A 12504-nucleotide genomic window follows, 5' to 3' on the forward strand; every position below is an offset into this window, starting at 1 on the left:
TCAGACCGCACCGTCCTTACTGATTACTCTAGATCTCATGACTCCAGCTGACTCCCTCCGCAATCTGGGCGTCCGCGCTACGAGCAACGGCGGAGAACTCCGCATCTGGTCGGAGCACGCGGAGTCGATCGAGCTGTGCATCTTCGACCACACCGACCCCAACTGGATCGTGCGCACGGTGCCCATGGTTCGCGACGCCCACAACGTCTGGGTCGGCCGCAGCCGTACCCTCACCGCCGGGCGCCGGTACGGCATCCGGGTGTCCGGCCCCGCCGGCCCCACACACTCGTTCCACCCCGAGAAGACCCTGATCGACCCGTACGCGCGGGGGCTGGCCCGGGTGGGCCCCGATCAGTGGCAGTCCACCATGGTCGACGGCGGTTTCGACTGGGCCGGATCGGTCAAGCCGAACACCCCGATGGACCACACGGTCGTCTACGAGGCGCACGTGCGGGGCCTGAGCAAGCTGAACCCCTCGATGCCGGTGGAACTCCGCGGCACCTACGCCGGGCTGGCCCACGAGAGCACCATCGCGTACCTCAAGAACCTCGGGGTGACGGCTGTCGAGCTGCTGCCCGTGCAGTCCTTCGTCTCGGAGCAGCGCCTGATCAAGCAGGGCCTCTCGAACTACTGGGGCTACAACACATTCAACTTCTTCACCCCGCACGCCGACTACGCCACCCAGGCCTCCCAGTCCGAGGGACCGGAAGCAGTGCTCCGGGAATTCAAGGGCATGGTCAAGCTGCTGCACGAGGCCGGCCTCGAGGTCATCCTCGACGTGGTCTACAACCACACCGCCGAGGAGGGCCCGGCCGGCCCGGTGACGAGCCTGCGCGGCATCGACAACGCCACCTACTACCGGCAGAACGCCAAGGGCCACTACATCGACGTGACCGGATGCGGCAACACCGTCGACTTCGGCCACGAGGTTCCGCGGCGCCTGGTACTGGACTCCCTGCGTTACTGGGCGGAGGAGGTGCAGATCGACGGTTTCAGGTTCGACCTGGCCGCCACCCTCGGCCGCGACGAGAATGTGCACTACACCCCGGAGCATCCGCTGCTCACGGCCATCCGCGACGACCCGGCCCTGGCCGGGGTGAAGCTGATCGCCGAACCCTGGGACGTGGGCATGGGCGGCTGGCAGACCGGGAATTTCCCGACCGGCTGGTCGGAGTGGAACGACCGCTACCGCGACCGGATGCGGTCCTTCTGGCTCACCGACGTTGCCGCTGTGCGGAACAACTCCACCTCCGACAGCGGGATCGGCCGGTTCGCCTCCCGTCTGGCCGGGTCGGCGAACACCTTCTCGCTCGAGCGCGGTCCGCTCGCGTCGCTGAACTTCATCACCGCCCACGACGGCTTCACCATGGCCGACCTCACCGCGTACAACGTCAAGCACAACGTCGGCAACGGCGAGGCGAACCGGGACGGCACCGATGGCAACAACTCGTTCAACCACGGCGTCGAGGGCCCCACCCGCGACGTGACGGTGCTGCGCACCCGCCGCCGCGCGATGCGCAACCTGCTGGGCACCCTGCTGCTCTCCGCCGGGGTGCCGATGCTCACCGCCGGCGATGAGTTCGGGCGCAGCCAGCGCGGCAACAACAACGCCTACTGCCACGACAGCGAGCTCACCTGGCTGGACTGGGACTTCGACGACTGGCAGCAGGACCTGCACAGGGTCACCAGGCAGCTGCTCGCCCTGCGCCGCCAGAACCCCGCCCTGCGGCCGGTGCGGTTCGGCCGACCAGGGTTCACCACCCCGAGCGCCAGCCAGATGGACTGGTACAACGCCGCCGGGCAGTCGATGTCGGAGACCGACTGGAACTCGCCGCAGGAACGCACCCTGCAGTACCTCGCCGCGAGCACCCCCGAGCATGAGGCCTTCAACCGCATCCTGCTCATCGTGCACGGCCTGGAGACCCCCGTCGACGTGACGCTCCCGCTGCACACCGGGGTGTCCGGCTACACGGTGCTCTGGGACTCCAGCCACGACGACATCCGTGAGGTGCAGAGCTCGTACATGCCGGGCGCCCGGCTCACCATGGGCGGAACGTCGATGCTGCTGCTGCGGGCCGAGGACGCGCCGGCATGAGCAAACCGGATGCCGGCGGTACCCCCGCCACCCTCGCCCTGCAGCGCGCCGGCATCCGTTTCACCGCCCACTCCTACCCGCATGACGCCGCGGTGACCGGCTTCGGGCTGGAAGCGGCCGAGAAGCTCGGGCTCGATCCCGATCGGGTGTTCAAGACCCTGCTCGCCGAGGCCGATGGAATTCTCGTCGTGGCGATCGTGCCGGTGTCGGGCCAGCTCGACCTCAAGGCCCTCGCCGCGGCGGTCGGCGCGAAGAAGGCCGTGATGGCCGACCCCAAGCTCGCCGAACGCAAGACCGGTTACGTGCTCGGTGGGATCAGCCCGATCGGCCAGAAGGCCCCTCACCGCACGGTGCTCGACGAGACCGCCGAGCTCTACGACACCGTCTTCGTCTCCGGCGGCCGCCGCGGCTTCGACCTCGAGCTCTCCCCCGCCGACCTCCTCAGCGCCACCGGCGGCACCGTCTCAGCGATCGCCAGGGACCGATGACCGCCCCGACCGGTCAGTTCGCGACGGCGACCAGCCCCATCTCGGCCGGGCTGATCAGCAGGTCGTTCCTGGGCACGACGCGCACCGTGTAGCCGAAGCCACCGGCCCGGTCCAGTTCCACGGTGCCGGTGAACAGCGTCGGCGAGCCGGGCACCGGAATGTCCGTGGCATCCTGACTCTTCAGGTCGTTGATCGGCTCGAGGTCCTGGGTGCTCACGTCGGTGAGGTCGTCACCACCGGCGCTCTTGCCGTAGACCACCTGCACCGTCACGTCCTCCGGCGCCAGGCCGTTCAACTGCACGTGCGCCCGCAGGCGCAACTCGTCGCCGACCTGCGGCACCGCGGCCACGCCGCCGGATTCCACGTGCGTCACCGCCACGCCCGGCCAGGCGCCGACGATGGTGGCCTTCCAGGCGGCGAGTTCCCTGGCCGCCCGGTAGTTGTTCGCGGACAGGCGTGCCTCCGACGCTCCCGCAGGCCGGTACAGCCTCTGCACGTACTCACGCACCATCCGGCCGGCGTTCAGCTCGGGTGAGAGAGCAGCCAGGGTCTGGCGGATGTTGGCCACCCAGCGTTCGGGTACGCCGTCGGAGTTGCGCTCGTAGAACGGCGGCGCCACCTGGTGCTCGATGAGCTCGTACAGCGCCTCGGCCTCGAGCCTGTCCCGCTCGGCGGAGTTCGTGCTGGCGTCGGCGGACGGGATCGCCCAGCCGTTCTGGCCGTCGAAGTACTCCGGCCACCAGCCGTCCAGGATCGACAGGTTCAGCGCGCCGTTCAACGCGGCCTTCATGCCAGAGGTACCGCAGGCCTCGAGCGGGCGCAGCGGGTTGTTCAGCCACACGTCGGTGCCCGGGTACATCAGCTGCGCCATGCCGATGTTGTAGTCGGGCAGGAAGGCGATCTTGGTGCGCAGCTCGGGATCCGCGGCGAACTGCACGATCTTCTGGATCAGCCGCTTGCCCTCCTCGTCCGCGGGGTGCGACTTGCCGGCGATCACGATCTGCACCGGGTGCTCCGGATGCAGCAGCAGGGCGCGGAGCCGCTCGGGGTCGTGCAGCATCAGGGTCAGCCGCTTGTAGGTGGGCACCCGCCTGGCGAAGCCGATGGTGAGCACGGTGGGGTCGAAGACCTGGTTGATCCAGGCCGGAACGATGCCGCCGGGGTTCTGCACCAGCCAGGCCGCTCCGATCCGGCGGCGGGCGTCCTCGACGAACTGGCGGCGCATGTCGGCGCGCACCTCCCAGAGGTCCTGGTCGCTCACCGCGGGTGAGGCCCAGTCGGCGGTGGAGGTGTCGCTGGTGCCCAGCCGGTTCTCGGCGAGGGCCTTCAGGGCCGGGTCGGTCCAGGTGGGCGCGTGCACCCCGTTGGTGATCGAGGTGATCGGCACCTCGCTGGCATCGAAGCCCGGCCAGAGTCCGCTGAACATACGCCGGCTCACCTCGCCGTGCAGTTTGGAGACACCGTTGGCGTGCTGGCCGAGCCTGAGCCCCATGATGGCCATGTTGAAGACGTCAGGCGACCCACCCGGGTAGCTTTCTGCGCCCAGGCCCAGCAGGTCGTCGACGGCCACGCCCGGCAACAGGTCGGTTTCGAAGTAGCGGCGCACCAGGCCGGTCTCGAACCTGTCGATGCCGGCGGCGACGGGCGTGTGGGTGGTGAAGACGGTGCCGGCGCGGGCCACCTGAAGCGCCTCGGCAAAGCTCAGGCCCTCGCCGATCAGGCTGGAGATGCGTTCGAGGCCGAGGAATCCGGCGTGTCCCTCGTTGGTGTGGAACACCTCGGGCTCCGCGCGCCCGTTGAGGTTGCTCCACAGCCGCACGGCGCGGGCGCCGCCGATGCCGAGCAGCAGTTCCTGCAGCAGTCGGTGTTCGCCGCCGCCGCCGTAGAGCCTGTCGGTCACCTGACGCAGCTCGTCGGTGTTCTCCGGGATATCGGTGTCGAGCATCAGCAGGCGGATGCGCCCCACCTTGGCCTCCCAGACCCTGGCGTGCAGGGTGCGGTCGTCGGGAAGCGCCAGCGACACCTGCACCGGCGAGCCGTCCGCGCGGCGCAGTACCGACAGCGGCAGCCCGTCGGGGTCGAGCAGCGGGTAGCTCTCCAGCTGCCAGCCGTCGGTGGAGATCGCCTGGCTGAAGTAGCCGGCCTTGTAGAACAGGCCCACGCCCACGAGCGGCACGCCCAGGTCCGAGGCACTCTTGAGATGATCGCCGGCCAGGATGCCCAGGCCGCCGGAGTACTGCGGCAGGGCGGCGGCAATGCCGAACTCGGGCGAGAAATACGCGATCGCGGCCGGTTTCTCCCCCTCGAGCCCCTGGTACCAGCGCGGCTGCTCCAGGTACGCCCGCAGGTCGTCACGCACCACATTGACGCCGGACACGTAGTCGTGGTCCTGGGCGAGTTCCTGCAACCGGGCCGGGTCGACGGCGCCGAGCAGGGCGACGGGGTCGCCGCCGATGCTCCGCCAGAGCTCGGGCGCGATGTGCTCGAAGAGCTGCCTGGTGGGCTGGTGCCACGACCAGCGCAGGTTCCCCGCCAACTCATCGAGAGCGGCGAGCGACTCGGGCAGGACTGCACGGACTGTAAATTTGCGGATGGCCTTCACGAACCTCACTTTAGGGGCGGCACGTGTGCATCGGGTAACGCTCGTGCGCGCGTGTGGCCACCGTTTCCGCCCCCGTTCGCGCTACGGTCGTTGTGTGGCTAAGACAGCAAAACGAACCGGTACCGCCCCTTCGACACCGAGCACCGCGGATGTGCCGACCAAAGTCGGTCGAATCCCGGTCCTCGACCTTTCCCCGCAGCTCAACGACAATCTCTGGCCGGCCAAGGCTTTCGCCGGCGAGGTCGTGCCGTTCGGGGCCACGGCGTTCAGAGAGGGGCACGACGCCATCGGCGTGATGCTGCACCTCACCGCGCCTGACGGCACCGAGACCCGGCATCCGATGCACCCCGGCGCCCCCGGCACCGACAGGTACGAGACCGCGGTGCGCCTCGACCTGCAGGGCTCGTACACGTACAGGGTGCGCGCCTACGCGGATGACTACGCCACCTGGGTGCACAACGCCGCCATCAAGATCCCGGCCGGCATCGACGTGGAACTGATGTTCCTGATCGGGGCGACCCTGCTGGCCTCCGCGGGCAAAGACCTGAAGCGCCCCACGGTTGAACGCCGGTTGTTCGCCGCCGCCGCGAAGACCCTCGCCAACAAGCGCCTCCCGCTGGCCGACCGCACCCGGGTCGTCACCGACAAGGGCCTGGCCGCTGCCGCACGTGTGCGCCCCCTCGCCAGCCTCGACTCGTTCTCCGCCGAGCGCACGGTGCGGGTCGAACGCACCCGGGCAGGCGTCGGCTCCTGGTACGAGTTCTTCCCCCGCTCCGAGGGTGCCGTTCGACGCGAAGACGGCAGCTGGCAGAGCGGCACCTTCCGCACCGCCGCCGCGCGCCTGCCCGGCGTCGCCGCGATGGGCTTCGACGTGCTCTACCTGCCGCCGATCCACCCGATCGGCCGGTCGTTCCGCAAGGGCCCCAACAACACCCTCGACGCCGGTGCGAACGACCCGGGCTCACCGTGGGCGATCGGCTCTGCAGACGGCGGCCACGACGCCATCCACCCGGAGCTCGGCACCATCGACGACTTCAGCTTCTTCCTCGACGCCGCCCGCAGCGAGGGTATCGAGGTCGCCATCGACCTGGCCCTGCAGGCCTCGCCGGACCACCCCTGGGTCACCGAACACCCCGAGTGGTTCACCACCCTGCCCGACGGCACCATCGCGTACGCCGAGAACCCGCCGAAGAAGTACCAGGACATCTACCCGATCAACTTCGACAACGACCCCGCCGGCATCCGCGCCGAGGTGCTGCGCCTGGTGCGGTACTGGATCAATGTGGGCGTGAACATCTTCAGGGTCGACAACCCGCACACCAAGCCGCTGGACTTCTGGGAGTGGCTGATCGGCACGATCAACAAGGAATCCCCCGATGTGGTCTTCCTGGCCGAGGCGTTCACCAGGCCGGCGCTGCTGCAGGGCCTGGCCAAGGTCGGCTTCCAGCAGTCGTACACCTACTTCACCTGGCGCAACACGAAGGAAGAGCTGGAGGAGTTCTTCGACGGCCTGGCCCACGAGACCGCCGACTTCCTGCGGCCCAACCTGTTCGTGAACACCCCGGACATCCTCTCCGAATACCTGCAGTTCGGAGGTCCCGCCGCGTTCAAGATCCGCGCGGCACTCGCCGCCACGGCGGCGCCCACCTGGGGCCTCTACGCCGGTTTCGAGCTCTACGAGAGCGTCGCCCGCCCCGGTGCCGAAGAGAACATCGACAACGAGAAGTACGAGCTGCGGCCCCGTGACTTCGCCAAGGCCGAGGCCCTGGGCAAGTCGCTGTCACCGTTCCTCGGTCTGCTCGGCCGCATCCGGGCGGCGCACCCGGCCCTCCGCCAGCTGCGCAACCTCGACATCCACTCCAGTGACGACGACTCGATCCTCGTCTACAGCAAGTACCTGGCCGGCGAGTTCACCGACGACGGCCGCGCCGACGCCCTGATCATCGTGGCCAACGTCGACCCGCATTCCGTGCGCGAGACCGTGGTGCACCTGGATGTCACCAGGTTCGGGTTCCCCCTCGGCGCGCACTTCGAGGTCGAGGACCTCGTCACCGGCTCGGTGTGGACCTGGTCGGCCGACAACTTCGTGCGCCTGGACGCGTTCACCGAACCGGTGCACATCCTGCATGTGCGCATCCCGCAGGCACCAAACCAGAACGGACTGGCCGAATGAAACACGCCACCGGCCGCCCGGCCGACGAACTGCCCACCTTCTCCGCGCACATCCTGGAGACGGTCTCGGTCGGTTCGTACTACAACCCGCACGAGGTGCTCGGCCAGCACCTGCTCAACCTGCCGCAGATCGAAGACCCGCTCACCGTCATCCGGGCGTTGCGTCCGCTGGCCGTGGAGGTTGTCGCCGTGCTCGCCACCGGCGCCCGCGTCGAACTCGCCCACCTGGGCTACGGCATCTGGCAGGGCGTGAGCACGATCGGCCCGCACGACTACGAGATCGAAGCGCACTACGAGAACGGTCCGGCCTGGGTCAGCGACGATCCGTACCGCTACCTGCCCACGCTGGGCGAACTCGACCTGCACCTGATCGGCGAGGGCCGGCACGAACGGCTCTGGGACGTTCTCGGCGCCCACGTGCGCACCTTCACCGGGGTGACCAAGCCCGTGAGCGGTACCTCCTTCGCGGTCTGGGCGCCGCACGCCAGGGCCGTGCGCGTGATCGGCGACTTCAACAGCTGGTCCGGCATTCTGCACTCGATGCGCAACATGGGCAGCACCGGCGTCTGGGAGCTGTTCGTGCCCGGCCTGGCCGCCGGTTCCAACTACAAGTTCGAAATCCTCACCCAGGCCGGCGAGTGGGTGCAGAAGGCCGACCCGATGGCCCGCTACACCGAGGTGCCGCCGCTGACAGCCTCGGTCGTCGGCGAGACCGCCTACACCTGGCAGGACTCCGCCTGGCTGGCCGAGCGCAGCGCCACCGACCCGCACAACCGGGCCATGAGCATCTACGAGATGCACGTGGGCTCGTGGCGGCCCGGCCTGGGCTACCGGGCGCTGGCCGACGAGCTGATCGGCTATCTCGAGGAGCTCGCGTACACGCACGTCGAGTTCATGCCGCTCTCCGAGCATCCGTTCGGCGGCTCGTGGGGCTACCAGGTCACCGGCTACTACGCCCCCACCAGCCGGTTCGGTCACCCCGACGACCTGCGCTACCTGATCGACCGGCTGCACCAGGCCGGCATCGGCGTGATCATGGACTGGGTGCCAGGGCACTTCCCCAAGGACGACTTCGCGTTGGCCCGCTTCGACGGGCAGGCCCTGTACGAGCACCCGGACCCGCGCCGCGGCGAGCAGATGGACTGGGGCACCTACGTGTTCGACTTCGGTCAGATGCAGGTGCGTAACTTCCTCGTCGCCAACGCCCTGTACTGGCTCGAGGAGTTCCACATCGACGCCCTGCGCGTGGACGCGGTGGCCTCGATGCTGTACCTGGACTACTCGCGGAAAGACGGCGAGTGGGAACCGAACAAGTTCGGCGGCCGGGAGAACCTCGAGGCAATCAGCCTGCTGCAGGAGATCACCGCGACGGCCTACAAGCGCAACCCCGGCACGATCATGATCGCCGAGGAGTCCACGAACTGGGGCGGCGTCACGGCGGCCACCTCCGGCGGTGGCCTGGGCTTCGGGCTCAAGTGGAACATGGGCTGGATGCACGACTCGCTCGAGTACATGAGCGAAGACCCGATGTACCGCGGCTACCGCCACAACGAGATCACCTTCTCGTTCGTCTACGCCTTCAGCGAGAACTTCCTGTTGCCGATCAGCCACGACGAGGTCGTGCACGGCAAGGGCTCCCTGATCGGCAAGATGCCGGGCGACCCCTGGCAGCAGCTGGCCAACGTGCGGGTCTACCTGGCCTTCATGTGGGCGCACCCGGGCAAGCAGCTTCTGTTCATGGGCTCCGAGTTCGGCCAGCGTTCCGAGTGGAGTGAAGAGCGCGGCCTGGACTGGTGGATGCTCGACCAGCCCGGACACCGCGGACTGTTCAACCTCGTCGGCCAGCTCAACCGGGTGTACCGGGATACGCCGAGCCTCTGGGCCCGCGACAACGAGCCCGGCGGGTTCGAGCTGCTCGACGGCGGCGCCGCGGCGGAGAACGTGGTGACCTTCGTGCGCTGGGACAACGACGGCACGCCGGTGGCCTGCCTGTTCAACTTCTCCGGCGGGCCGCACACCGGCTACCGGGTGGGGCTGCCCCAGGCGGGCGTCTGGGAGGAGATTCTCAACACGGATGCCGAGAACTTCGGCGGCTCCGGGGTGGGCAACCTCGGCGAGGTGACGGCGTTCGCCGAACCGTGGGCCGGCCGGCCGGCATCCGCCACCCTCACCCTGCCGCCGCTCGGCGCGCTCTGGCTGCGCCTGCGCCGCTAGCTGCACACGAAAGCGCCCGGGTCGCCTCAGTCGCCTGAGGCAGCCACACGGGCGCTTTCGCTTGCGAGCTGCTCGGTACAGCAGTGCCGTCAGTACAGCAGTGCCGTCAGTACAGCAGTGCCGTCAGTACAGCAGTGCCGTCAGTACAGCAGTGCCGTCAGGCGCTTGCGGGCGGGCGGAACACGCGGGTCGTCGGTGCCGACGACCTCGAACAGCTCGAGCAGGCGCTGCCGCACCAGGTTCTTGCCCGCGGCATCCTGGCCGGGGAACAGGCCGAGCAGTCTGTCGAAGGCGTCCTCGATGTGTCCTCCGGACAGGTCCAGGTCGGCGACCAGGAGCTGCGCGTCGAGGTTCGCCGGGTCGTCGGCGGCCGCCGAACGCACCTCGGCGATGGTCTTGCCCTGCAGGCGGCCGAGCAGGCTCACCTGGGCCAGGCCTGCCGCCGCCATGGCGTCACGGGGGTCACGCGCCAGGGCGAGCTTGTAGATGTCGATGGCGGCGGCATAGTCCCCGCGTTCGATGGCGTCATAGGCTTCGCGGTGGTGCGGCGGAAGTTCGGGTTCCACCGGCTCGGCCGGCGAATCGTTCGGGCTCTCGGCGGCCTCGGCCACCCCGGTCACGCCGTGCTGGGCAGCCAGTTCCAGAACCCGCTCGAGCACCTCTCGGATCTGCACGACGGGAAGCACGCCGTCGAAGAGCTGCACAGGCTGAGCGTTGATCACCGCGGCGAGGGTGGGCACCGACGTGGCCTGGAAGGCCTGGGCGAGCTGCGGGTTGGTGTCGATGTCAACGGTGGCGAGCACGAAGCGGCCGTTGTACTCCCGGATCAGGTTCTCGATCACCGGGGTGAGTTGCGTGGCCGGTTCGCTCCAGGTGGCCCAGAGGTCCACGATGACAGGCACGATCTTGGACAGTTCCAGCAACTCGGCGAAGTTGGTGTCGGTACCTTCCAGCACCAGATTGGGCACCGGAACCACACCGGCCACAGCGCCACCTGGCGCGGACCCGGTGCTCACGCCGGGCGCGGCCGCCGGGGGCCGGTTCACCAGCGACGACAGGTCGACGGCGCCGCGTAGGTTGGAGCCGGCTGGGGGGACAACGGTCATGGAAGCTCCACGGATTTGATCAGTCCCTGGCTAAAGCCAAGGAGAACGATTTTGTCGGTTGAATTCGCGGCGGGAACATGGAACAGAAGCTGCTCGCCGTAGGTGCTCTCGATACCCTTGGTGGTCTCCGCGATGCCGGAGAGCGCCTTGCTCGGGCCCTCCTTCGGGGTGATGTTGGCCCCGGACACGACGGGGGTCACCGTGGTGATCTCGTTGACGCTCACGGCCACGATACTGCCGGAGTCGTTCGTGGCAAGGGCGACGATCTCGCCACTTCCGACGGCGTTGGTGAACGCCATCGTGCCGGTGTCCTCAAGCTCCGTCAGCTGGCGTTCCTTGTACTCCAAACCCAGTTGGGTGCGCGCGGTGTCGCCCTTGGCTTCGAAGAGCGGGAACGAGGGGCTCGCCTCGCCGTTGAGCAGAATGTCGGCGTAGGCCGGCCCGACGGCGTTGGGCGCCATCGACATGAATTTGTTGTCCGGGGCGATCAGGGGTGCTCCGACGGTGGCCGGGGCCACGCTGGGCACCTTGGCGGATGCCTCGAGCTGCATGGCGTACTCGACCAGGTAGTTCTCCCGCGGAGATTCCTGCTTGAGTATGAGCGCCATCGTGGGCACCGACGTCTCATCGGCCGATTGCAGCACGGTCATGACCACGCGCGGCCAGGTATCGGTCTGTTGCGGGAGCGTCAGCGTCAGCGGGGAATCCGGCAGCGCCACGGTGGCCGCGAAGGACGCGTCGGCGGTGCGCACCTTGTAGTTGGCCAGGCGCTGCTCGAGCGCGGGGCCCGTGAACCGGGTGGCGAGGCTGTCGGCGTCCATGTTCGCGTCGGCATCGGCCGTCAGCGTGACGATGTCGCCGACGATGCGTTCCAGTTGCGGCACGGTGACCGCGGGCTGCGGCACTTCGTCGGCCACGGGCGCCTCGGTGTCTTCGGGAGTGGGTGACGGTGTCACCGTGGCGGTGCCCGTGACCTCCGGCGCCGCGGCGGGCCAGAACTCGGGTGAACATCCGCTGAGTACCAGGCCCGAGACCAGCACCAGGGGGACGGCGATCATGGACCGGCCGATCGTCCGGCGCGGACCGGTGATCTCGCTGGCCTTGATGGTCTTGGGCCGCGGCACCCGCGGGAGCCTGGGCATGCGCGGCCCGCGCGGCACATTGCGCCGCGGGCGACGGGACCGACGGAAGTGCAACAGGCCCAACAGGTAGACCACGAAGCCGATCAGCGCCATGAGCGCTCCGCCGACGATCAGCGGGCCGGCCCACGGGGTCGCGTTGTTCGTCGGCCAGGCGATGGTGATGTCGGTGGGCGCAGGGGCGGTGCCGTCTGAGGCCACCAGCACGGAGATTCCCTCAGGCGCGCTGATCGTTGTCGTCACCGATCCTTCGCCCGAGAACTCCTCGAGCCACAGGTCGCTGCCGGCGGGGTCGGTGGGCAACGGTGCCGCATCGGTTTCCTCCGCCGGAACAACGTCGGTTCCCGCCGCCGTGGTCACGGCGAGGTCCCGGCTGTCGGCGTCGAAGCTCACCGCTGAGTACTCGTCGCCCCCGATCCACGCCTGGATGTCGGCGGTGCGCCCGTAAGCGACGAAGACGCTGTCGGAGCCGGAGACCGTGATGGTCTGGCTGCCGGGAAGAGCGCTCAAGGCACTGCCGTCGATGACCGCGTACGCCGCTCCATCCTCGACAGTCGCGCTCAGGCTCGTGGAAGCAGGCTCAAGAAAAACCGTTCGCTGCGCGATGCCGAAAGCGATCATCATCGCGGCGAGAACGAATGCCAGAATGGCGAAGACGAAACGCACGTAAAACCCTCCTGTGTTGCTT

Annotated in this window: 7 protein-coding genes; 4 read left to right on the forward strand and 3 right to left on the reverse strand. The window is 68.5% G+C overall.

Annotated elements, in window-relative coordinates:
- Positions 1-37 precede the first annotated feature (37 nt).
- The gene (gene glgX / locus ACEN2M_RS02230) at positions 38-2095 is read left to right on the forward strand and encodes a glycogen debranching protein GlgX (protein WP_441646475.1); all 2058 of its coding nucleotides are present in this window, start codon (positions 38-40) and stop codon (positions 2093-2095) included.
- Entirely contained in the window at positions 2092-2583 is a 492-nt protein-coding gene (ybaK, locus tag ACEN2M_RS02235; RefSeq protein WP_441646476.1) for a Cys-tRNA(Pro) deacylase, read from the forward strand. The genes glgX and ybaK overlap by 4 nt, the downstream gene beginning before the upstream one ends.
- Positions 2584-2596: 13 nt before the next feature.
- Here the strand turns inward: ybaK and glgP are convergent, their stop codons facing one another.
- Entirely contained in the window at positions 2597-5185 is a 2589-nt protein-coding gene (gene glgP / locus ACEN2M_RS02240; RefSeq protein ID WP_441646477.1) for an alpha-glucan family phosphorylase, read from the reverse strand.
- A 94-nt stretch (positions 5186-5279) separates the two neighbouring features.
- On the opposite strand from glgP, the gene ACEN2M_RS02245 reads away from it, so the two are divergent.
- Together ACEN2M_RS02245 and glgB are read left to right on the forward strand one after the other, a co-directional pair.
- A complete protein-coding gene (locus ACEN2M_RS02245) occupies positions 5280-7358 on the forward strand; it encodes a maltotransferase domain-containing protein (protein WP_441646478.1) in 2079 nt (692 codons plus the stop codon).
- Positions 7355-9571 (forward strand): 1,4-alpha-glucan branching protein GlgB, encoded by a 2217-nt coding sequence (gene glgB / locus ACEN2M_RS02250; RefSeq protein ID WP_441646479.1) that lies wholly within the window; start codon positions 7355-7357, stop codon positions 9569-9571. Before ACEN2M_RS02245 ends, glgB begins: the two co-directional genes overlap by 4 nt.
- Positions 9572-9711: 140 nt before the next feature.
- On the opposite strand, the gene ACEN2M_RS02255 is transcribed toward glgB, so the two are convergent.
- Both ACEN2M_RS02255 and ACEN2M_RS02260 read right to left on the reverse strand, forming a co-directional pair.
- Positions 9712-10677 carry a tetratricopeptide repeat protein gene (locus tag ACEN2M_RS02255; RefSeq protein WP_441646480.1) on the reverse strand — a complete coding sequence of 322 codons (966 nt, stop codon included), beginning with the start codon at positions 10675-10677 and terminating at the stop codon, positions 9712-9714.
- The gene (locus ACEN2M_RS02260; protein ID WP_441646481.1) at positions 10674-12482 is read right to left on the reverse strand and encodes a hypothetical protein; all 1809 of its coding nucleotides are present in this window, start codon (positions 12480-12482) and stop codon (positions 10674-10676) included. The genes ACEN2M_RS02255 and ACEN2M_RS02260 overlap by 4 nt, the downstream gene beginning before the upstream one ends.
- Positions 12483-12504: the final 22 nt, after the last annotated feature.

This window comes from Cryobacterium sp. W22_MBD10_FK3 (genome assembly GCF_052113745.1).
Classification (GTDB): Bacteria; Actinomycetota; Actinomycetes; order Actinomycetales; family Microbacteriaceae; genus Cryobacterium.